This is a genomic window from Nostoc sp. (genome assembly GCF_036917975.1).
In the GTDB taxonomy this organism is placed as follows: domain Bacteria; phylum Cyanobacteriota; class Cyanobacteriia; order Cyanobacteriales; family Nostocaceae; genus Nostoc.
Genome location: NZ_JBALEJ010000034.1, coordinates 102,250 through 126,397 on the forward strand (window position 1 = coordinate 102,250; position 24,148 = coordinate 126,397).

Below are 24,148 nucleotides of genomic sequence, written 5' to 3' on the forward strand. Positions count from 1 at the left end.
TGAATCTCCTAATCTAAAATATGTGAATAAAGTTTGTTTGGTGATTCACATAGTTATTTAAGGTGGAAACCCCCCACTCCCTCTATTGATTAGCTATGGTTGAATCTAGCAGACTAATCATTATTTCATCCGAATCCTGAAAATCACTCTTAGTTAAGTTTCGTAAAATTTTATCAGAATTCTGAGGTTCTGATCCAACTACTCCTTTAATATGTGATTAAAAGTTGTTAACTTTAATTAAGAACATGGAGGCTTTAGAGTGCCAATTCCTCTGTTAGAATATGAACCTTCAAGTCAAAACCAGCGTGTAGCTGCTTATGAAGTGCCGGGTGATGAACAGCCCAGGATTTTTAATACAGACAATATTCTGTCTCCGTCAGATTTAGGCGATCTGATTGAAGCTGCATATCGTCAAATTTTCTTTCATGCCTTTGCTGCCGATCGCGAAACATATTTAGAGTCTCAACTCCGTAATGGCCAAATTACAGTGCGGGACTTTATTCGTGGGTTGTTGCTTTCCAATACCTTTAAGAGAAGCTTCTACGACCTCAACAATAATTATCGCTTTGTTGAGCAAGTAATCCAGCGTGTTCTAGGACGCGACCCATACAACGAGCGGGAAAAAATCGCTTGGTCAATTGTAGTTGCTACCAAGGGTATTGTCGGCTTTGTTGATGAAGTACTCAACACTGAAGAGTACCTGAGCAATTTTGGTTACTCCACAGTGCCTTATCAACGCCGTCGGATACTGCCATCTCAATCTGCGGGTGAGTTGCCATTCAACATCAAATCTCCGCGATACGAAGATTACCACCGTACTAAACTGGGTTTCCCCCAAATTATTTGGCAGGTAGAAGTACGCAGATTCCTTCCACAAGAGCAAAAGCCCAAGGCTGGCGATCCAGCTTTATTCTTGGCTTTGGCACAAAGTATCAATGCAACTGGCAATCCTCCCCAACGGATCTCGTCATTCAACATTGATATCGAAAAGTCTGTACCTTATCGGCAAATAGCAGGAATTAAATAACAATTTTTGGTCGGTGGCTGGCTAGTACATCCACTTGATTGATTATTTTATAGCGTGCATAAGTCTTGGGTTATGTAGGAGTTTCATTTAGATATAACTAAGTGAAACAGACTCTATCCCATGTCTGATGCACGCTAGTTGTTAATGGGAATTGGGGATTGGGGATTGGGCATGGTTTTTTTATCGTAAATTAAAGGGTTTAAGAATCTGCAATCTATATGTAGTAACCATTTCAGCCCTTCGACAGGCTCAGAAACCATCGGGGTTTAAATCCCCGTCTAAAATGTCTTTAATTTTGAATTTTGTTAGCGCAGCGTTAGCGAGTCTACGAGCGTCATTTTGAATTTTGAATTGTTAAAGTGTAGTTCGTCTTTTGAGCATCTCCAAAAGTTTTGTAAAGTGGGCGGGAGGAGTTGCTGTCACCTCAATCAACTCCCCAGATATGGGATGCTGCAATTTTAGTCGCCAAGCGTGTAGTGCTTGACCAGGCAAATTTACCCCCACTGAATGACCAGAACTATAAACTCGGTCGCCGACAATTGGATGTCCAATTTTGCTACTGTGGACGCGAATTTGATGGGTACGTCCAGTTTCTAATTGAAAGTGAATTAAGGTGAAGTTACCAAGGCGTTCTAGTACTTGCCAATGAGTGACAGCGACTCGACCGCCTTGTTCAACGGGTATAATCGCCATTTTCTTGCGGTCTTGGGGATGGCGACCAATGGGTAAATCTATAGTGCCACTTTCAGTTTTTGGCGCACCGTAAACTACACCCAAGTATTCTCGTCGTGCAGTTTTAGCTTTGAGTTGCGCTTGTAGATGACGATGGGCAATATCTGTTTTAGCGATCGCGATCGCTCCTGTTGTATCCTTATCCAATCGATGGACGATTCCCGGACGTTGAACTCCGCCAATTCCTGGTAAATTGGGACAGTGTGCCAATAAAGCATTTACCAAAGTGCCATCTGGATGACCCGGTGCAGGATGGACAACTATGCCTGCGGGTTTATTGAGAATGAGTAACTGGTCGTCTTCGTAGAGGATATCTAAAGGGATATCTTCTGCAAGCAGTTGCAAGGGTTGGACTTCTGGTATTTCCAGAGTGATGCGATCGCCTAACTTGACATTGATCTTCTTAGATGTGCAAACTTGATCGTTAAGTTGGACGTTACCCTGTTCGATTAACTGTTGGATGCGGGAACGAGATAAATCTGGTAATTCTTGGGAAAGGAAACGGTCAAGGCGATCGCCTTTGGTGTTGACGCAGTGTATCGTATTAGTGGAGGGAAGTAGGCTAGGTGCTGCATCCTCCATAACAGAAGATAAGCGTTCGCTATTTTCTTGGATTTGTAAATTAAATTCGGTCACAATTGCTCTAGATTAATTCCCCTTCTTTAAGTAAAATGCGGAATCCTTTTAGTTGGGCTTCGGAATTGCCTAACTCGATTAATATAACAGAATTCACGAGTCAAACAGGCTTTACAAGCTTTGCGGTAAGTGTAAAGCGAGCGTATCTTTAGACCTGAGACACAAGCGATTCGTGCGGTTTTAACCGCATTAAATATTAGTTTTAATGCAATGCTTTGTGATTACTTCTTCTATGTAAATCGGCACGACAAAAGCAATATATGTTTAGTTTGGTTTATTTTTAGAGAAATGGGAGTTCTTGTTTGTCACAAGTGATTTAGATAGGATTGCTATATAGCAATCCTATCTAAATGCCTTCATTAACTTTGACTAAGTAGGTCTGCGTAAATAATTATTGTTGGGATAAGACAGGGAGCAGGGGGAAAAAGGGTTTGAGCCTTGTTTACTTTTTTTCACACAGTTTGGTTTTATTGTGCCGACTTACTTACATCAAATTTAGAACAGCCAGGAGCATTTAAGACATTGCCAACTATCCTTCTGTCTGAAGGTGTGAGATTTCCTTGCAGATCAACAGTCATATAACCACTGGGTCGAGAAATCCAGTTAGTAGCTTTTAGTTCTAAAGTATTAGGGATTTCTGATGAATTGAAAATTGTATAAACTCCTTTCATTCTAAAAGAACCAGAAGGGACAGTTGGGTTACTAGCATGAGCAGAGAACAGAAAAACTGCATCAATATCAGTTGTACTTTTGGCTGCTATCACTAATTTTAAGTTTGTTAACCCCTGAGCGCATATATATGTTCCTTGCCAAGTCCCATTTAAAAATGCCACTTGAGAAGCATCTTTAGATAGTTGCTTAGATTGATTACCAGATAATTCTATAGCTTGATACTTATTAGCTTTAGCTATTACAGCTAATGAGTTCATCAAATAGAAAACAGGCAGCATTACAATAGTTGTTATAATTATAAGTCTTACTGAATTGTAATGTTTTGTACTATTTTGTGTGGTAACTTTCGATTGCAATAACACCAAGGATTTTGATAAAATACTTAGAAGGTGGTTCACTATTACCTCTTCAGATGATAATTAGAATACAGTATAATATGCCTAGCCATAAAGCGATCGCGTGTCGCTGGATCAAAATCCTGGCGATGCGATCGCTTTAATTCTCTCAAAATTTGCCACTACACCATCACGATACTCATCTCTCCTTCTCCGTGTCCTCTGCGCCTCTGCGGTTCGTCATTCTAAATCTATAACTTCTTGCGGCAACTCAAATAAACCATCTTCCCCAGCTTCAAAATCAATCACTTGAAACACAGCATCAATATTTAACTCTCCATAAATATGAGGAAATAATTCGCCTATTTCAGCAGGTTCATGGCGAATTTCAGCTTGTACTTTTTCCGAATCAATAAAAAGTAGTACCAATTCTTTTTGATTATCAAAAAATCTCTTGGCAACTTTGAGTATCTGTGTTGATTTTGAGCAATGTATAAAACCTTCACTGTCTAACGAATCAGCACGATATTTACCGAGATTTTTTGCTTGTTCCCATTGTTGGCGTTTGGTAATGTGGAGGATAGTATTCATTTATTCAACTCTGGCGCGGAGTGCGGGAGATGGAAAAAGATTTTGAAATCCAGCTTGTCGCTCTTCTAAAGATTCTTGGGCATCGTTCCAAAGACTTTCATAATAAAAGAAGGTTACGCCTAAACCGCGTTCTTGGGCAGCCCGCACCTGAGACTGAATTTGCTGCATGGGAACTGGGTTATTTCTTAACCCTGTCATAATACCAATACCAGTTGGAATTATTTGTTGCGCTTCTTGAATTTCTGGGCGGGAAATATTGGCTATAAAACTTTGCAGATTCGGACGATAAACTTGCACAATTAATTCGTCTACAATATTTTGCCGCATCCAAATCAGCCAGTCTTGCAGTTGAAATTTGTAAGCAAAATCATAGTAATTGGGAGAAATTGAGAAAATCGTTTGGGGTTTTCTCTGCTTCACAGCTTGGTTAAGTTGTACCATGAACGCCGTAATTTTATCTGCCCGCCACTTTACCCAGTCTTCATCTTGAGGATTACTTGGGGGAGCATTATTAGTTTCTTGGGTGTACAAGGCAACTGTATATTTATCGTAGCCAAATTCGTAGGGTAAACTTGTATGATCGTCAAACTGAATGCCATCGGCATCATATTGGCTGATAGCTTCTAGCACCAGATTGGTAATGAACTGCTGCACTTGTGGATGAAACGGATTCAGCCACATTACCTCACCCGCCGCACTAATTGAAGTTTGGGTACCATCCCGCTTTTGTGTGAACCAATCGGGATAATTTAATGCTAGTTCTGAGGTTGGGGGAGCCATGAAACCAAATTCAAACCAGGGAATTACTAGCAATCCTTTGCGATGGGCTTGGGTAATGAGGTCTGCAAGAATATCATGTCCATCTGAACCTCTGGAGACAAAAGGTTGAATCCCTGCACGTTGCGCTAGGGCACTGGGATACATTACATAACCAGAGTTCCATATCACAGGATAGATTGTATTGAAATTCAACCGCCGCAGTTGACTCACTGCATCATGCACTTTATCGCGACTCTTAAGGGTATCAAAATCATTGCTGGTCATCCAAACCCCGCGAATTTCCTGACGGGGTATCTGTGCGATGGCAGGGGTAAAACTGTCTACCAGCAATACCGTAACAAAGGATATTAAAATCAGAAAGGGAAAAAGATACTTGAGCGATGCCTGACAACAAGCTGCTAGGCATCTACGCCGCCAATTTTGAATACTAAAAGATGATTTCATAGGTTTGAATGATGCATTAACTACCCACACACGTCATTGCTCGTTTTTATAAATGAATTTACTAAGCATATATAGTTTACACAGTATTTATGCTTACAACAGGATTGATAAGTTGGTAGTTTTTTGTTCCCTGCTTATGGAACTTTTGCACCAGAATAACCAAAGCCAGACCCAGCAAAGTTATAAAATGTTAGACGTAATTAGTAGATAGTTGTTCACCATTGGTCTGCCTCTGGAATAATTATTATTTTCAATAACTGTATATTTTATTTCTTGGAAGTCCCCAATCACAACTAATGCGATCGCTGAAGCTGGATTGTTTTTGCATAGTCAGGACAATCAGGAGGTTGCACCAGATTTACAGTTTTTCTTCAGTCCGATTCTGTGGGTACCTCCTGGCTATCCCAACTCTGGTGTGGGTGGGAAAATTTATAACTATGTCATTGCGTACTCCTTTGGAGAACCCGCAGGGTACGGAGCAAAGCGAAGTGTACCCCTACGAGGAAGCAAGCTACGCGTAGCGTCTCCAAGAGTTGCAATCGCAGGGTTTCGTCCATTTTACATTTAGTTACATAGTTAGGTTTATTTAAGCCAACCTACTTAGGTTTCACGGGTCTAGTTTGACTCATCCCCAAAATATTGGTAGTGTTAGTTTGCGATCGCCTAGCGTGGGCTTTGCCCAATCGCCTCGTCAAGTTTTGGCGGATTTCGCTGTGCCAAAACAGCATTAACAACTGAGAAGTTATACTTAGTCAAAAAATCGATTCAGGTAAGAAAAAATAATGGCAAATATCATTGGAACCAACGGGAATGATACCCTAGTGGGCAGCGACAGCGCTGACACGATTAATGGTAAAGCAGGTAACGATACCATTACAGCTAACCAGGGCGACGATACCTTAACTGGTGGTGGTGGCAAGGATAAATTTATTTACGACTATTACAGCGACGGCTACTCGATCGACGGCTACTCGAGCGACGGCACTGATATCATCACCGATTTCGGTGGCATAGGTAAAGGCACAAACCCAACAGCAGCAGTCATTGCCGAAGTCGATACCATCAAATTCCAGGGTGCTGGGTTGACTGCCCGAAATCTTGTGCTGACTCAGAATGGGAGCAATTTGGAAATCACCTTTGAAGGACCATTTAATACAAAAGTCATCCTGAAAAACTTCAAATTAGAGGACTTTAAGAACCTGAAAGCTTCTGGTACAAGACCAGCCATTGGTAATATCTTGTTTGATGGGCAAACTAGCATCACCGATAGTTTTAATGTCCTAGATGCCAACTCTACCGATACGAGCATCGGCATCAAAAACACGGTGACCTTCTTCAATGACCTGAACAACAACATTACGGGTTTAGACAACTCAGATGATGTCATTAATGGTCAGGGAGGTAATGACAAAATCGATGGCTTGACTGGCAACGACCTTTTGAGAGGTGGTGCGGGGAATGATACTCTCATTGGTGGCGTGGGTGATGATACTCTCGTTGGTAATGCGGGCAATAACTCCCTCGTTGGTGGCACTGGTGACGATAATTTGAATGTTAACTATTCAGAAGGTAATAACCTGCTGGATGGTGGCGATGGAAATGATTCTCTTTCTGCCTCTGGTGACTACACCCGACCCCGACACAGCATTTCATTTGGCAATCCTATCTCTGGGAATAACACCCTCAACGGTGGTTCTGGTAATGATTACTTGTATGCTGAGTATTCAACAGGCAGTAACACCCTCAACGGTGGTGCTGGTAATGATTACTTGGATGCTATCTATTCAACAGGTAATAACCTGCTCTCTGGAGGCGATGGAAATGATAAACTCTCCGTTTCTGGTTTCAACGACTACGAATTTGGATCTTTTGGTAGAATTTATGGCACAGGCAATAACACCCTCAACGGTGATGCTGGTAATGATTACTTGGATGCTAGTTATACAGCAGGTAATAACACTCTCAACGGTGGTATTGGTGATGATTACTTGAATGTTGTAAATTCATCAGGCAATAATCTGCTCTCTGGGGGCGATGGCAATGACTCATTCAGTGTAGGGAACAATCCCAATGATGGGAACTCTGGCAGCATTAGTGGCAATGATACGATCGATGGGGGTCAGGGTGACGATTTGTTGTCCGTCGATTACAGCTATGCTACTGGAGGGATCGCAACGACATTCAATGCCACTACTAACATTGGCTCGATTACAGCAGGTACGAATCGCGTTAGCTACAAAAATATCGAACGATTAGATGTCAGTGGTACAACCTACAATGACAACATTGTGGGGAGCAATGGCAACGATACCCTCTCCACAGGTGATGGCGGTAAAGATACGATCGATGGGGGTAAAGGTGACGATTTGTTGTCCGTCGATTACAGCTATGCTACCGGAGGGATCGCAACGACATTCAATGCCACTACTAACATTGGCTCAATTACAGCAGGTACAAATCGCGTTAGCTACAAAAATATCGAACGATTAGATATCAGTGGTACAACCTACAATGACAACATTGTGGGGAGCAATGGCAACGATACCCTCTCCACGGGCGATGGTGGCAAAGATACGATCGATGGGGGTAAAGGTGACGATTTGTTGTCCGTCGATTACAGCTATGCTACCGGAGGGATCACTTCAACTTTCAATGCCACTACTAACATTGGCTCAATTACAGCGGGTACTTATCAGGTTAGCTACAAGAATATCGAACGATTAGATATCAGTGGTACAACCTACAATGACAACATTGTGGGTAGCAATGGCAACGATACCCTCTCCACGGGCGATGGTGGCAAAGATACCATAGACGGGGGTAAGGGTGAAGATGTGTTGTTGATCAATTACAGGAGTGCTAACGGAGGAATCACTTCAACTTTCAATGCTACTACTAACGTTGGATCAATTACAGCAGGCACGAATCAAGTTAGCTACAAGAATATCGAACGATTAGATATCAGTGGTACAACCTACAATGACAACATTGTGGGAAATAGTGGGAACGATACGATAGATGGGGGCTATAGTGGCAATGATACAATTATTGGCGGTGCAGGTAACGATATCTTGACTGCTAGCTATTCAGGCAATAACACCCTTTATGGTGGTTTTGGCAATGATATTCTCACAGGTGAGTCTGGTAATGATACCCTCTATGGAGGAGATGGTATTGATACCTTTAATTTCTATAGTTACGACGAAGGTTTCGATCGCATTTATGACTTCAACGCCGCTAATGAAGTGATTCAGGTATCATCTACTGGTTTTGGTGGCGGGTTATCACCAGGTATACTCTTAGCTAGTCAGTTTAGAATCGGAACATCTGCAACCACAAGCAGTCAGCGATTTATTTATGACTCCACTACAGGTGGATTGTTCTTTGATCAAGATGGTAGTGCAGGCGCTTTTGCTAAGGTACAATTTGCACAATTATCTGCAGGTCTGTCATTGACCGAAAATAATTTTGTGGTTGTTCTTTAATCTTTATTCGCACTCTATCATCACCAATCGGCAAGGTTTGCGCGGTGCTATTTTTAGCATCTCGCATCTCTTTTGCTAAATGCAAATCCTCATTCTTTAGTAGTCATTAGTGCCCAATGTACATTGGGCATTGGGCACAAGAGGAAATACTTACTACAACTTCTCCTCTGCTCCCTGCTCCCCTGCCTCCCTGCTTCTTCATCTTCACATTCCCCCACGCCCGACCTGTGTCACAATAAAGAACTGTAATAAGAAAAATATTGTTAAGGTAATTTAGTGAGTCCAACTGCTCAATCCACGGCAAGTGCGCGTCGCGTAGTATTTCCTTTTACGGCAATAGTGGGCCAGGAAGAAATGAAACTGGCGCTGCTATTGAACGTGATTGACCCCAAAATTGGGGGTGTAATGATTATGGGCGATCGCGGCACCGGAAAATCCACAACTATCCGGGCGCTGGCGGATCTGCTGCCAGAAATTTCTGTGGTTGCCAATGACCCTTTTAGTAGCGATCCTAGCGACCCCGACTTGATGAGCGATGAAGTCCGCCAACTGTTAGAACAAGGGGCAGAAATTCCCGTAGCTCACAAAAAAGTCCAAATGGTAGACCTGCCGCTAGGAGCTACAGAAGACCGAGTTTGTGGCACAATCGACATCGAGAAAGCTTTATCTGAAGGTGTCAAAGCCTTTGAACCGGGACTGCTGGCAAAGGCTAACCGAGGAATTCTCTATGTGGATGAAGTCAACTTACTAGATGACCACCTTGTAGACGTGTTACTCGACTCCGCTGCCAGTGGATGGAACACTGTAGAACGGGAAGGTATTTCTATCCGTCACCCAGCGCGTTTTGTGCTTGTGGGTTCTGGAAACCCCGAAGAAGGCGAACTACGCCCCCAACTGCTCGATCGCTTTGGGATGCACGCTGAAATTCACACGGTCAAAGAACCAGCCTTGCGGGTGCAAATCGTAGAACAACGAGCAGATTTTGACCAAAATCCGCCAGTATTTCTCGAAAACTACAAACCCCAGCAAGAAGCATTGCAAGAGCAAATTGTCAATGCTCAACAGCTTTTGCCAGAAGTGAAAATTGACTACGATTTGCGGGTGAAAATTTCTGAAGTCTGTTCAGAACTAGATGTAGATGGTTTGCGGGGTGACATTGTTAGTAACCGTGCCGCCAAAGCCTTAACAGCTTATGAAGGACGCACTGAAGTTACAGTTAATGATATCCATCGCGTAATTACCCTATGCTTGCGTCACAGACTGCGGAAAGACCCCTTAGAATCGATTGATTCTGGCTACAAAGTCGCCAAAGTTTTTAGCCGCGTCTTTGGCGTTGAACTACCAGAAAGTGATACGGCACAAAAAAACGGCACAGGTCAAAAGTTAGGGGCTAGGGGTTAAAAGTTAGGAGTTAGGAGTTAAGAGTTTTGAATGGAAAGCTGCTTCATAACTCACAACTTTAATTCCTCACTCAGCACTGAGTATATAACTCACAACTTCTAACTCCTAACTCAGCACTCAGAACTGGGTATATAACTCCTAACTCCTAACTCAGCACTCAGCACTAAATATGAGATTTTGGTCTTTTTGGTTCAACAGCTTTGTTTTATCTAGTCAATACAACCCGCCCAGGTTTGTAGAATTATTGATGCTCTTATTAGCGATCGCCATGCTGGCAATAGCCAGTATTTTACCCGATATACCCTATTTAATCTTAGGCTTGAGCTTAGTAGTTGGGGCATCTGTTTCTATCTTAGTGCGGGAAGCGATCGCCCCCTCACCCCAGACGCGAATTACCCAACTAACAGCATCCCTATTACTCATCATCAGCCTCTATGGTTTTGCTGATTTAATGTACACTCTTTAAAATTTAATTAATCAGTTAGGAGTTATGAGTGAGAAATTAATTAGCAACTCCTAACTCCTAACTCCTAACTCCTAACTTTTGCATTTACCAATTCTGCATTTCCACCAATTCCATACACAACTCATTAATTTGCTCCAAATCAGGTTTATGAGGTAGGGTAGATTGTTCGTAAACAACTTCCATTTCGGCAACTAAATCTTCTGCCATTTTCATCACCTGCTCATAAGAATACTCACCCTTTAAAATAGCTTTTAAATCCTCAAAATTACCAGCTATTCTTCTATCTACAATGACTTCGCCTCGTCGCAATATTTCTACTCCACTGCGTAACAATCTAATGCAGTGCATTCCATGTTTGAGGTCAAAACCCGACTTTCTTTCCATTTCTGCCCTAGCCGGATTTCTATTTTCCTGCCACGATAAATAAGCCTTCCATTCTCTTAAAGCTATTTGATAGCTTTGGCTTTTCTGAAGCAGACGGATAAAATCTTTACGGCTATTAGTTAACTTTTGGGTATATTCTAAAGTTTCATCAGGTAAAGTATATTGTTTTAGCACTCCCTTAAAATCAATATCTGCTGTCAGCAATTGATATAATTGTTCTGCTTCTTCCAAAAACTCAATCCGTCCTCTAATTAAGTTATAAAGATACTCCAGAAAAGCATTTAGCTCATCTTTACTGAGGGGTGCTTCGTCTTCTATGGCGAATTCAGATGGTATCGGTTTTTTTTGCGGTGGCTTTAACAACCATTTCCGATGAGTTTCCATCTTTTTAATTTGGGCAAAAGCATAACCAGTGTAAGTATGTTTTACCTTTTTACTCAGAAATAGCTGCTTATGATCGATTAAATGCTGTCCGACTGCGCTTAAAAAAGGATAATTATTTAACCAGAGTAATTCTAAAACATTGGGATTAGCGCCCGCTAATAACTGGAGGATTTTTCTTAATTCATATATAACCGTGTCTTTGTTACCATCAACGAATGGAAATATTCCTGGTTCATCCCAACCAGTATCTTTTTGTTCTATGTGGTCAAATCCCAAGTAATATCTTTTGGGCGCGATAAATACTCCCCGATAATCAAAGTCGGAATCAGGACGATTTAAACCATAGCCGTGGCTACCAGCCAAACCAATTAAAATAGTTCTTTGCTCAACTTCTATTCTTTTCATCTACGTAAGTGGGTAAAATTTATAACTGTATTATTGCGTAATCCTTTGGGGAACCCGCAGGGTACGTAACGAAGTAGAGTGTACCCCTACGGGGATCTTGCTACGCGTAGCCTCTCCAATGGAATTTGCCTACTATCGCCAGTCTTGAATCCACATTAGCAATTAGCATCGCTCCAGGTTGTCTGATTATAAAAGACAACTTGGAGCTTAATTCAGTCACTTAATTGATTCTGACTCCTGAATTCTTCTTTATTTCTTGGGTTCTTCAGAATCGACACAGGTATTCCCGAATGCTGGATTTAATAAACCAATTACATTAACACTGTTACCACAGACATTAACAGGTACATGAACGGGAACTTGAACGAGGTTACCCCACAGAACACCAGGCGACGAAACATTAGGCTTTTTTACACTCGCATTGGCACCAACGCCAACTACAGTTGTACTAGATTTTTTTGCTGGAACATCTTGAGTTTTTGTAGAAGACTCAGCAGCAAAAGCTTGATTATCAAATAGTACTGGACTTATAACAAGTCCTACAGTTGCAACAAGTATCAAAAAGCTGAAAACTATAAGCTTGACAAAGTTTTTCATTTCTTTTACCAAAGAATATTAGGTTTTGACTTAACTTCTGCAAAAAAAGTTTATGATACAGATTTTTGTATTCTTCCATAAACAAGGAGACAATAGAAAGTCTCCTGTTGATACTCTAGCAATTCTAAATTTAAAAAATATATACTTCAAAACTCTTGCTTCAACATAATTTAATAATTATTAACAAAGCATCCATAATTCTTGATAAAAAGGCGGTATACAATCACTGGGATAGAAGTGTTGAACTGTTATCTAGTCGTCTGTAAAATTTATTTTGACGGCTATAAAGACGCGATAAATCGCCGTCTCTACAAGTGTTTTGTTGCTCATTCTGAATTGTATTGGGTTATATTAATCTATCTGTCGCAATTATTTTTCAAATTGGGATTAGCGATCGCCTGTGCTAGAGTTTAAATTCTCTGCAATATTTAGCAAATCATTACCATCTACTTTATTTGGCAGTTTATTTGAAGCAACTGCACTATTAGTTGCTTTTATTGGCAATGTATTTAAACTATCTACATCGCTTGCTAATTCCTAAGTAACTGGTTTATATTCCGGGTTATCTCGGTTAGCACCTGCTATTTCTTCTGCTTTACCTATAAAATCTTTTGCAAGTCTTTCACTAAAACCAACAACGAATGCTATTACAAAAATTAGAGACCTTTGTTGGTCTTGAGATGATTCTTGATTGGTAGTTGGATTGAGCTTAAAGACACTTGGATTAATAAACATTAATATTATTCCAGAGTTAATTAAAGCTAAAAATAACACAGAAAATGCTCCTCCAATCATTGGTTTAAAAGCACCAACAAGAAATGGAGTTAGTGGCTCAGAATATTTCTTTTTCTGAAATTCTTCAATTCTGATTAAGATACTGATAATACTACCTAATGTTCCTGCCGAAATAGCTAAACTTAGTTGGAGAAGAAATTCATTATATTTCTCGTTTGCAGCTTGCCTTTTGCTATATTGTGCATTTAATTCAGCAAGATTACTCTTTAGTGTTGTTAGTTCTGTACTCTTAAATTCTGCATTTTTTTGCGATATTATACTTAACTCTTTAATTTCTTCTTTACTTTGTTTTAATTTATTAATATCATTTGCAGAAGTTGGATTTTTGCTTTCTGGCTGACTTTGTTGTTCAGCATTATTTTGAATTTGCTCTACTCGGTTATCTGTATATTTTTGAATTTCTTTGATTTCATTTTGTAATATTTTTCTATTTGTATTATAATTATTGTTATTATAATAATTAGCAAGTTCTGAAAAAATCCAAAGTCCGGCGATAGAAGAAGAAGTAATTCCTCCATAGATGAAAACGGCACTTATAAGTCCAAAAATTACTTTAGTCGTCGTTGATGGTGAACGGTGGACTGAGAGAAATGGGTTAATAATAAATCCTGTCAAAGGATGCTCATATTTGCAAACTATTTGTTCAACGTCAAATCTAATAGCTTGAGCAATATTTATATTCGATGATGATTCGCGTAGAGCTTCTATGGCAAATATTAAAGCTTTAGATAGTTCAGTCAGTTCTCTTTGAGTTTTATCCCTATTGTCGGGTATAAATAGCCTTGGTATTCTATCCCACCAAATATTTTGTGGTGCGTTTCTATTGATGAGTTTTTGCAGTCGATTAAACAAGATAATTATTTGAGATATTTCTTTTCCTGCTGCAATTAATCCTTCTTGTTTAAGAGGATCTGTAAAACTATTTAAATTATTCTTGTAAAAATCTTTGATCAGTGCTTGAATCAGTGTCCTACTTGCACTTAAATTCCAATCATCATCAGTTACATCAGTTATATTTTGATTAGAAACCATTTTACCTCCAATTATTTGCTAAAGTTGGGTTATAGACTGGCTTTTATCTGAAGTTGATATTTATTGTCAATGATTGCTTTTTAAAATATCCTCTTAAACTTTTAACAACAAAATTTAAAATTTATTTAATTTATTTCAAATTTTAAATCTAAACTTCAGCGAGAAACTTACTTCAATGCTGTTCGGTTAAGATAAGAGACGCGATGAATCGCCGTCTTTACAATAATCAGTCTTTCGTCTTGATGACGATTTATCGTATCTTTGCGATCTATAATTCTCATCAAAAAACTTTAACCGAACCGTATTGAAACCTACTTTAGTTTTCTCACTGTCAAGGTGAGGTTATTGTATTATATAGAACGAGTTAATGTACTACAAGTTAAAAAAGCTAAACAAAAGTGCGCCTCCAATGGAAGCGCACTTTACAAACAAAAACAACTCTAACTAGTTGAGAAGCAGAGACGCTACTTATTTTTGAATTTTGAATTGTTAACCCCTACTCCCCTTTGGCATCAGGCGCGGGGGAACCCGGTACGTATTTGACTTGCTCGATCGCACCAGTGTATTTAAAGACCCCATATTTTTTGTAGAGATCCCATGATACAGGGCTACGGGCATCTTTACCGATGTCCAATCCTTCATAGGGAAAGCCACCAAAGGTTAGTCCCAGCTTACCTGCTGCGACTTGCTTGCCGTTAACAGAGAGTGTTCCAGATCCCTGGCGTTTGCCCAGTGCATCGTAATTCAAATCGATGTTAAGTTTACCTGGCTGTAACGAGACTGGGGGAAATTTAATCGACTGACCATAGTTATTGTGTTCATAGAACAGCTTGCCATTGTCAATATAGAAAATGTAACCAGCTTCCTGTCCACCGTGGGCCAGAATCACCCCGCGATCGCCTGCTTTATATTGAGCCTGCACCTGGATGGTATAATCGCGATCGCTCACCAAGGGCAAAATATCAGGTTCTAGTACCGAGTCACCCGTATGGAATGTCTTCGGTTTGACTTTCTCCTTGATATAAGGCGGTACTCCTCCATGTTGGGGGGATTCTAACAGGGGATAAACTTGATACTTAAATGCCGCCGCATCAAAGGCTGCTGCCAGTTCTTGGACTTTCTCTGGATACTCCTTCGCCACATTGTTGCTTTCAGAGTAATCTTTGTTCAGGTTGTATAATTGCCACTCGGAATCACTAAATGGTTTCCCAGTCTGATGTTCGGTGACAGCATACCAGCCATCTTTGTAATACCCTCGATTACCGGAATTCTCATAGTATTGTTCAGTTCTTTGTTCCGGCGCATTGGCATCATTTAAGAGATAGGCAAAGCTGATACCTTCTAGGGGTTTTGTCGGTTTACCGTTAAACTTGTCAGGATGCTTAATCCCCGTTAATTCCAGGATAGTAGGTGTAATATCTGTGATGTGCGTAAATTGTGTGCGGGTAGCACCCTGATCTTTGATTTTTGCTGGGTAGGAAACAATCAGTGGATTCCGTCTACCGCCCCCAAGAGTAAAGAACTTGTAACGCTTTAAGGGTGTATTGGAAACCGTTGCCCAGCCAATGGGATAGTGAGGCGCAGTCTGAGGACTACCAATTAACTCAAACCGACTGATATCTAGGGCTTTATCGTCTGGTAAACCGGAGTAATGACGAGCTACATTCGTTGTACCATTTGCCCCGCCTTCTCCAGAACCGCCATTATCAGAAGCAACAATAATAATTGTGTTGTCGAGTTGCTTGGTGGACTCTAAATAGTCATAGAGTTTGCCAAAGTTTTGATCTAAGTTATCAACGAAGGCTGCATAGGCCTCTTGATAACGAGCAAATAGCTTTTTATCTTCATCTGACAGTGTATCCCAAGCTTTAACCCCTGGATTTTGGGGTGGTAGTTGAGTGTCAGCAGGAATTAGCTTTGATGTAAGTTGCTTCTGGTAGCGTTCCTGGCGTAGCACGTCCCAGCCAGCATCATACTTGCCTTGATATTTGGCGAGGTCTGCTGGATGAATATTAAATGGTGAATGAACAGCATTGTTAGCAAAATACAAGAAAAATGGCTTGTCTGGAGACTTCGTTTTTGCATCTTTAAGTAATGCGATCGCTTTTTCTGTCCAGTAATCGGTGGTGAGGAAATTCTCAGGATAGCGATCGACTGAAATCGGTGTATTGTCTTCGTAGAGAATATGGGGTGTCTGGGGATGTTCCAATCCATCTAAGAAACCAAAGAAATGTTCAAACCCCCGCTGTAACGGCCAAGAATTGAAGGAAGCGGTGGCGGTGCGATCGTAAGTCTGAGTCAAATGCCACTTACCGGTCAGCAGGGTAGAATAGCCGTTGCTACGTAAAATTTCTGCCAGAGTCACAACATTACTCTGAATTTCACCCGCATAACCGGGAAAACCAGGGTGTCCCTCAGCAACCCAACCGACACCCGCAGAATGGGCATTTAATCCTGTCAGTAAGGAGGCTCTTGTAGGAGAACAAAGCTGATGGGTGGTAAAGTTGCTAAACCGCAGTCCGTTAGCTGCTAATTTATCAATATTCGGTGTACTAATTTCTGAGCCGTAGGGGCCTAAATCGGAAAACCCCAGATCGTCAATTAGGAAAACAACAATATTGGGAGCCTCTTTTGGCGCTGCGGTGGTAGAGGATGAAGCTAGAGATGTTTTGGCTGATGGCGGTTGTGGAGTCCACCAAGGTATTGATTCTGCCAAGGTTCTGCCGATTTTGCCTTTAAATCCCGCATAGGCTTGTGTACTTGCATTACCTGCTTCCTGAGCAGGGTTCTGGGCGAAACTGCTAGCGATCGTTGTGCTAATAACTAGCAAAATGCTAAACGTAACCACTGCTAACCAAGCGATGGGTGAAACAAGTTTTTGCTTGATTTTTTGAATGAATGATGAATTTCGTTTTCTGTTCAACAGACCTGCCTCCTGACAAGCGATAGTAGTTAAGCCAACACATCATCAGACCTCATGACTTACGCAGAGGTGATAGAAAATCGCACCACAGAGGCGCAGAGGACACGGAGGAATAAGAGTTTTTTGTTTCTAGTACAAATAAATGCAAATATCATACTATATGTTGATCGAATTATCGTAGTATGAAGTAAAGGTACTCCGACTCGCTAATATTGCCTAGCTAGTTTTAAAGAGGCGATCGCAGACTATTGGTAAAAGACAATAAATAATTGATGGGTAGATTCCTTGTAGAGACGGCGATTTATCGCGTCTCTCCAACCGTCAAAATGAAAATAGACATCTCCAGAAATTAAATATGCATTACCCAGAAACCTTGTTTTGACGTAGCACTGCTACGTCAAAACAATTCTTTTTCACCAGATGTCTAATGAATTTGACACACTACTATGAATAAAAGTTAGGTTTTGGCAGTTCATCATTTAACGCCCAATTTCCGATCTCTTGAATTTTGTAATCTACTGGATCGTGGAGAGTGAACGTGCGGAGATTACGCCAATAGCGATCAAAGCCATATTTTGCCGTAGTAGCGCGTGCGCCCATAACTTCAAAGATGCGGTTGGTAATGTCTAAACCAACTTTAGTCGCTGCAACTTTGGCAGTAGCGACGTAAAGCGCACATTCCCCACGTTGTTCGGCGGTGAGTGACCATTCTTCTTCCCAAGCCGCTTGTAGTAATTCTCCTGCTTGCTCAGTCAAGCTCTTAGCTGCTTGGAGTTCAACCCATATTTTGCCAAAGTGCTGAACGATATGAGGATCTTGGGTTGCACTCTCTACACCTGATGTCAGCCAAGGTTTTGTATTAGTGGAAGTATACGTTTTAGCAGCTTCAAAGGCTCCCTGAGCAATTCCCAGGTAGATATTAGCAAGATTCAATTGAGTTAAGCAGGCACGAATAGTGGTGAAGGGTTGACCTTGTTTGTCTCTACTACTAAGAATTTCGTCAGGATACACCAACACATTCTCAAAAGTCACACTACCACTATCTGTTTGGCGTTGCCCGATATTATCCCAATCATGATGAACAGTAACGCCTTGCCGTTGGGTGGGAATTACCAAAATACTCAATTCACCGGTTTCTTGATGAGTGGCAGTGATCGGCAATATATCTGAGTCTTGAGAACCAGAGCAAAAGCTTTTAATCCCGTTCAGACGGAAATAATCATTTTCCGGTGTCAGAGTAGCTCTTTTATCTAGAGGGTTGAGGGCATTGCACCAAAACCAATTATTGTGAATAGTTTCTGAGTAATATCGCTGTTTTTGCTCCGCCGAACCAAAGATATGAGGAATGACTACACCTAGATGATGGTAAGAAAAGACGTGAGCAATGGAGCTATCAACCTTGGCAAACTCGCGGGTAATTTGCAGAACGGTAATCCAGTTTTGTCCGAAACCACCGTACTCTGTGGGTATAATCAGTTTCAGTAAGCTGCTTTGACGCAAGCGATCGCGTTCATATTTTGGTGTTCCACCTTTGGCATCCCGCTCTACAGCAGTTTGGGCAAATTCCTTTGCTAAAGACTTAGCTATATCAAGATAATTTTGGGACTCTTTAGTTTCGATTAATTGCATATCTTGCAACTTTTCCTGCTAACTTTTTCTGAGGAGTAACTATAAACTTGGTTGGAAAAACTTTCAATTTACAGTGTTTCGATAAAACTACCGTACTATCACTATAGTATTGCATGGTTGAACTAATAAAGCAAGTTAAAATTAAATTATTATTGCTAAATCTATAGCTTATTAGTGCGGATAAAAAAATATTTATTTGAGAGTCGAACAGAAAAAAAGTAAATTAGAAAAAATATTTTAATATACTTGTTTTTCAAGAAAATATATGCAATATTAGTAACTTGAATGCACTAACCTACTCTAGCTTGGTTGACAAACAGTAGTTAGTAAACAATGGACAAAAATTAGATTTTTGTCTAAAAGTTTAAATATTTTTACAGATAGATATTTCCTTGGCAAACATACCAGCTTTTAGAGGAATTCTATTGTTGTGAAAAAAGTATTTTTTGACACTAAAATATGCAGATAAAACTTCAGTAATTAACTGATGTATCTGATTATATCTGTAAGTGTAGCAATATTGGTGAAACCTTTTAAGTGTAAGAGTAATTCAACATTTCTCAGGGCAGTCATAAGTTTTTTAGCTGGACAAGTCACCGAGATGTCTGATGGCTTTCACTAAATTTTTCAAATCAACAATGTGAGGAATGATAGAAATGTTCAATCGTTCATTTCATAATTTATTTATGGAATCGGTGATTTTGGGGGCTACTTTGCTAGTCAGCACATCAGCCCATGCCGAAGACAGGAAATTAGTGCCTGAAACCGCCAATTTTAGGGACAATACCTCGATAATAACCATTGCCCAAACGCCTAAAATTCCTGCAATCAATAGTGATATAAATGTCCAACAGACAAACAGGATGTCTCAAGTAACATCTGTATCTCAGTTTTCAGATGTGCAACCAACTGATTGGGCTTTTCAAGCACTCCAGTCTTTAGTTGAGCGTTATGGATGTATTGCGGGATATCCAAATAGCACTTATCGAGGAAACCGCGCCATCACTCGCTATGAATTTGCAGCAGGTTTAAATGCTTGTTTATCTCGAATCAATGAGCTAATTGCAACAGCTACATCTGACTTAGTTACCAAAGAAGACTTAACTACCGTCCAAAGACTGCAAGAAGAATTCACTCCTGAACTAGCAACTCTACGAGGTCGTGTTGATCGTTTAGAAACTCGGACTGCGGAACTAGAAGCCAATCAGTTTTCCACAACTACAAAGCTTTCTGCGGAAGTAATTTTTGCGATGACAAATGCCTTCCAAGGCACAGTTAATGGGAATAACACCGTTTTTCAAGATAGAGTTCGCCTCGTTTTCAAAACTAGCTTTACAGGTAAAGACACTCTAAATACTCGTCTAAGTACTGGAAACACTACTACTTTGCAGCTTCCTGGTGGTTCAGCCGAAGGTTTGCAAACCTTCAATCTTGCTCCTAGTAACAACCAATTATCCGTAGATTGGCTCTCTTACTACTTCCAAGTTGGCAGCAAAATCGATGCTTATATAGGAGCCGTAAACGGAGTATTTTTTGACTTTGTTCCGACTCTGAGTCCCTATTTGGATAGTGCCACAGGCGGTGGTCGTGCTTTGACAGAATTCGCTTCCTCTAGTCCTATCTACCGTATTGGTGGTGGTGCCGGTGGAGGATTCAATTATCGATTAAGTGACCAATTGGTATTGAGCTTGGCTTACTTAGCAGGAGATCATGCCAATCCTCAGCCAGATAGTGGTTTTTTTAATGGTCAATACAGCGCCTTTGGACAAATAGCATGGAACCCCAACAATAACTCTGGCATTGGTTTGACATACATAAATGCCTACCAAAATCGGGGAGGAATATTTGACCTTGGTAGTGGTTTTACACTAGTCGGAACACAACAAGCTAATACTCCATTTGAGCGGACGATTACCAACTCCTACGGAGTCGAAGCCTTCTATAAATTTAGTCCTCGATTTGCAGTCAATGGCTTCTTTGGCTACACTAACGCCAAGAATCTGGCAGGTAGTGGTAGTGCAGATATTTGGTACTATGCTCTGGGATTGGCATTCCCAGATTTAGGTAAACAAGGCAACCTTGGTGGTGTTCTTGTGGGTGCAGAACCTTATCGGGGTGGTAATCCTGCGCCTGCAAACGATTTATCCTTACACATTGAAGGCTTTTACAAGTATCAGCTGACAGATAACATTGCCATCACCCCTGGCGTAATTTGGATCACTGCTCCGGCTCAAAACAATGACAATCAAGATGCGGTAATTGGTACTGTCAGGACAACCTTCACCTTTTAAATAGTCTCAGCAACGAATGGCACTAAGAAAAAGCGAAAGGCTTGTGTCACCTCGTTCCCAGTCTTCAGACTGGGAATGTATTCCAAGAGGCTCTGCCTCCGAGAATGGGTTCCCAGCCTAGAGGCTGGGAAGCAGTTAGGGCAAAGCTTATAGCTTTTTTTAGTGCCATTCGTCTCAGGAACTATGATTCTGGGGTGGGCATCTTGCCCGCCCTGATAATGCAAGTTGTATACGTAACAGCTTACGTGCCTCAACCCAATCTAATAGCTAATTCATAATTCGTAATTGAATTCTTAATTACGAATTACGAATTACGAATTATTCTAACGCCCTTCACGATTCAAGCTGAGGGGTTGCTGTTCTTCAACTATTGGTGGCACATCCTGCCAAAGACTAATTCCGTCGTATAATCCTGGAGCCATTAAGAATACTTGAACCCAAAGGATATTAAACCACCAGTAAAGCCCTTGGATAATATTTTCCTGACCTATTAGGGATACTGTCACCAGGTAGAATAAGACCGAAATTATTAAACTAGCAACAGATGCAACTATGCCTTTTGTGGGCTGTGACAACTCAGTGAAAGGCCACATATTGAATTGCCAAACAAATCCTAAACCAACAGTTGTCCAAATAGCTGCAAAGGTTGGTCCTGTCGTTGTGGTAAACAAATCCAGTCCTAGCTGTTTGAGGAACAATTCTGTAATCAGAGTGAGTAACAAAATAATACCTGTATGGAGTAACCCCAAACGTGGCATTCCTAGTTCCAATTTGTTTAAAGGCCAACGTTCAAAGAAACTACCGAACACTGTCGAACAAGGAAACCAGTACCAAGGAATGTAAAACGGTTGAAGTCCCCACATTTGTGGAAAAAATGTGAGGGCAGGGGCAATAAAGAAGATTGCAAAAAAGACATTGAGAAAGCCGCTTACTGGATGCCAGTTACGTACTTCGTCAGTGGTTACAATGGTGTTGTCAAAGAAGAACAAACTAGCGGCTGCGACAATAATTGCTGTTTGTCCCCATAAGCCAGCAGGTGTATCAGTGAGAATTACTTTTGCAGAGATGAATTTCCAAGCTTCTCCAGTTATGTAAACTAGCGCTAACAGCACTACTAAATTAACTGTTCCTCGTCCAAATCGGGTGGAGGAAAAGCGGGAACCTGGATAGCCGTTGAGGGAAAAACCTATATGCCACCACCAGACGAAGCATATCGTGATGTAAGTCAACTTTGTGCCCACATTCAGCTGAATAACTTGACCAAAGATGAGTTCAAAAATATAGCTAATGACAGCAATTATAGCAACGAAAAGTAGCCCCTTAAATGGCTGGCTTTTCCAAATGCTCCGCCTCTGGGTTGGGTTTGCAACGCTCATAGTATTAACTTGAATAATGTTGGATTTATCAGGGGTAAAGCATTCTGGGAAATTTTAGATTTTAAATTTTGGATTTTGGATTTAATAATTCAAAACCCAAAATTTTAAAAAATCTTTCAATTTTAGATTTGCGATCGCTTAGTTAAGGGAACTCCAAGAGATAAATTATCCAATATTGTGGGGTGGGCATCCTGCCCGCCCAGTCCATAGGGCGGGCGAGACGCCCACCCCACAAGAGTTAATTGGATATTTTTTTATTTGGAAGTCCCTAAGCCGAATCTATGAGGGTCTTTCAGATTGAAAAAATTTCCTAATCCAAAATCCAAAATCTAAAATCCAAAATTGAGTCACCCCAATAGAGAATGTGGCAATTACAGCCAAGGATGACGTGGAGGGTAGACACCATTGAGGAAGTAGTTACCAACAGCGTAGTACTTCCAACGCACGGGATCGTGGAGTGTGTGAGCGCGGGCATTTCGCCAGTGGCGATTGTAGTTGAATTCCTCCAATGTGGACTTAGTACCTGCTAGTTCAAACAACTTGTTAGTAGCTAGTAATGCTGCTTCGGTGCCTAAGGCTTTGGCTTCGGCAACTGCAATTGATGCTTCAACTACCTTGGGTTCTTCTAAACCTGACTGGTTGGCAACGTCAAGAAATTCGCCTGCACGACGCAGCAATGCTTCAGCAGCGTGAACCTGAATTTGGACATTGCCTAAGTTGTACAGTGTCAGCGGATCTTCGTAGCCTTTTTCTAAATTGCTGTCAACCCAAGGGCGGGTATGCTTGCGGACAAAGTGGATGGTGTCACGGACTGCGGCTTTGGCAATTCCTACGTCTACGGCGGCTTGGATGATTTGCGCGATCGCACCCATTGGAGTCGCCCTTTCAAAGGCTAAATAGTGCGGAATCACGTGTTCTGCTTTAACTTTCACATTTTCAATAATGGTAGTGCCACTAGCAGTGGTACGCTGTCCGAAGCTCGTCCAATCATCAAGTAGGGTTAGCCCTTCGGCATCTCTTTCGACAAATGCCACCACTGTCTTACCATCTGCATTGCTGGCAATGACGGGAACCCAATGTGCCAGTAATGCCCCAGCAGAGTAGTATTTGCGTCCGTTGAGTACGAAGTCAGATCCAGATGGTTCTAACTTTGTCTGCACATCGGTGACAGATTTAGTACCTACTTCCGAGAAGGCGTTACCAAAGCGCTTGCCTTGTAGAACCAAATCAAAGAAGAACTTTTTCTGTTCATCGGTGCCATCCAAGCGGACTGCTTCGACCATGTAGAGGTGGTTTTGGGGAATTTGACCAAGGCTAGAGTCGGCTTCGGAGATGATTTTAACTACTTCTGCCAGGGTGGCACTTGAGACAAAAGCACCGCCGTATTCTTTCGGGACTGTAATTCCCCATAATCCACTCTGGGAGAACTTTTCTACCTCCTCAGCAGGTAAACGCCGAGTTTGATCGCGCTCTGAGTCTCCCTTGGCAAACTCAGCTGCTAATTCGTGAGCGATCGCGATCGCTTCTTTGTCATCCCGAATAATATGGGCTTTTTGTTCGGTATTAATTACTGATGTCATGATAAAACTCCTTGATTGTGATTGATCATCTTTAAACGCAGAGGAACGCTAAGGAAAACGCGGAGGTACGCAGAGTTATCCCAAATTGAGGAAATTTATGCAATTAGGCGTTGATGTCTGCGTAGCGTTTCGCTAGTTGCTGTAGAAGTGGGTTTAGCTCCACAAAACCCACTCCTACAAAAT

General features: G+C 41.2%; 16 protein-coding genes and 1 pseudogene. 5 read left to right on the plus strand and 12 right to left on the minus strand.

The features are described from left to right. The first annotated feature begins 259 nt into the window (after positions 1-259). Positions 260-1,027, plus strand: coding sequence for a phycobilisome rod-core linker polypeptide (locus tag V7K76_RS15125; RefSeq protein ID WP_334780079.1), 768 nt, complete (start codon positions 260-262; stop codon positions 1,025-1,027). Between the two features lie 354 nt (positions 1,028-1,381). On the opposite strand, the gene V7K76_RS15130 is transcribed toward V7K76_RS15125, so the two are convergent. The 5 genes and pseudogenes from V7K76_RS15130 to V7K76_RS15145 form a co-directional block, all read right to left on the minus strand. Beyond that, a complete protein-coding gene (locus V7K76_RS15130) occupies positions 1,382-2,341 on the minus strand; it encodes an RluA family pseudouridine synthase (protein ID WP_334780212.1) in 960 nt (319 codons plus the stop codon). Positions 2,342-2,862: 521 nt separating this feature from the next. Continuing rightward, positions 2,863-3,465, minus strand: coding sequence for a hypothetical protein (locus V7K76_RS15135; RefSeq protein ID WP_334780080.1), 603 nt, complete (start codon positions 3,463-3,465; stop codon positions 2,863-2,865). A 72-nt stretch (positions 3,466-3,537) separates the two neighbouring features. Further along, positions 3,538-3,606 (minus strand): annotated as a pseudogene (locus tag V7K76_RS34600) (AtzG-like protein); the annotation flags it as partial. A 36-nt stretch (positions 3,607-3,642) separates the two neighbouring features. Beyond that, entirely contained in the window at positions 3,643-3,993 is a 351-nt protein-coding gene (locus V7K76_RS15140; RefSeq protein WP_334780081.1) for a DUF952 domain-containing protein, read from the minus strand. Then, a complete protein-coding gene (locus V7K76_RS15145) occupies positions 3,994-5,217 on the minus strand; it encodes a glycoside hydrolase family 10 protein (RefSeq protein WP_334780082.1) in 1,224 nt (407 codons plus the stop codon). A 782-nt stretch (positions 5,218-5,999) separates the two neighbouring features. Here V7K76_RS15145 and V7K76_RS15150 point away from each other — a divergent pair. From V7K76_RS15150 to V7K76_RS15160, 3 genes are all read left to right on the plus strand, one after another. Then, positions 6,000-8,702 carry a beta strand repeat-containing protein gene (locus tag V7K76_RS15150; RefSeq protein ID WP_334780083.1) on the plus strand — a complete coding sequence of 901 codons (2,703 nt, stop codon included), beginning with the start codon at positions 6,000-6,002 and terminating at the stop codon, positions 8,700-8,702. Between the two features lie 276 nt (positions 8,703-8,978). Next, positions 8,979-10,103, plus strand: coding sequence for a magnesium chelatase ATPase subunit I (gene bchI, locus V7K76_RS15155; protein ID WP_334780084.1), 1,125 nt, complete (start codon positions 8,979-8,981; stop codon positions 10,101-10,103). A gap of 169 nt (positions 10,104-10,272) precedes the next feature. Then, positions 10,273-10,569: a hypothetical protein gene (locus V7K76_RS15160; protein ID WP_334696389.1), complete on the plus strand. Its 297-nt coding sequence runs from the start codon at positions 10,273-10,275 to the stop codon at positions 10,567-10,569. 84 nt (positions 10,570-10,653) lie between these two features. Here V7K76_RS15160 and V7K76_RS15165 read toward each other — a convergent pair whose 3' ends face one another. The 5 genes from V7K76_RS15165 to V7K76_RS15185 form a co-directional block, all read right to left on the minus strand. Then, a complete protein-coding gene (locus V7K76_RS15165; protein WP_334780085.1) occupies positions 10,654-11,742 on the minus strand; it encodes a nucleotidyltransferase domain-containing protein in 1,089 nt (362 codons plus the stop codon). A gap of 249 nt (positions 11,743-11,991) precedes the next feature. After that, positions 11,992-12,351, minus strand: a complete 360-nt coding sequence (locus tag V7K76_RS15170) for a chaplin (RefSeq protein WP_442936234.1) — start codon at positions 12,349-12,351, stop codon at positions 11,992-11,994. A 525-nt stretch (positions 12,352-12,876) separates the two neighbouring features. Next, a complete protein-coding gene (locus tag V7K76_RS15175; protein WP_334780087.1) occupies positions 12,877-14,166 on the minus strand; it encodes a hypothetical protein in 1,290 nt (429 codons plus the stop codon). A gap of 496 nt (positions 14,167-14,662) precedes the next feature. Continuing rightward, positions 14,663-17,089 carry an arylsulfatase gene (locus V7K76_RS15180; protein ID WP_334780088.1) on the minus strand — a complete coding sequence of 809 codons (2,427 nt, stop codon included), beginning with the start codon at positions 17,087-17,089 and terminating at the stop codon, positions 14,663-14,665. Positions 17,090-17,533: 444 nt separating this feature from the next. Continuing rightward, positions 17,534-18,718, minus strand: a complete 1,185-nt coding sequence (locus tag V7K76_RS15185; protein WP_334780089.1) for an acyl-CoA dehydrogenase family protein — start codon at positions 18,716-18,718, stop codon at positions 17,534-17,536. A 656-nt stretch (positions 18,719-19,374) separates the two neighbouring features. Here V7K76_RS15185 and V7K76_RS15190 point away from each other — a divergent pair. After that, positions 19,375-21,009, plus strand: coding sequence for an iron uptake porin (locus tag V7K76_RS15190; protein WP_334780090.1), 1,635 nt, complete (start codon positions 19,375-19,377; stop codon positions 21,007-21,009). A 323-nt stretch (positions 21,010-21,332) separates the two neighbouring features. On the opposite strand, the gene V7K76_RS15195 is transcribed toward V7K76_RS15190, so the two are convergent. Then, complete coding sequence (locus tag V7K76_RS15195; protein WP_334780091.1) at positions 21,333-22,385, minus strand: hypothetical protein; 1,053 nt, start codon at positions 22,383-22,385, stop codon at positions 21,333-21,335. 371 nt (positions 22,386-22,756) lie between these two features. Continuing rightward, the gene (locus V7K76_RS15200) at positions 22,757-23,965 is read right to left on the minus strand and encodes an SfnB family sulfur acquisition oxidoreductase (RefSeq protein WP_334780092.1); all 1,209 of its coding nucleotides are present in this window, start codon (positions 23,963-23,965) and stop codon (positions 22,757-22,759) included. Positions 23,966-24,148: the final 183 nt, after the last annotated feature.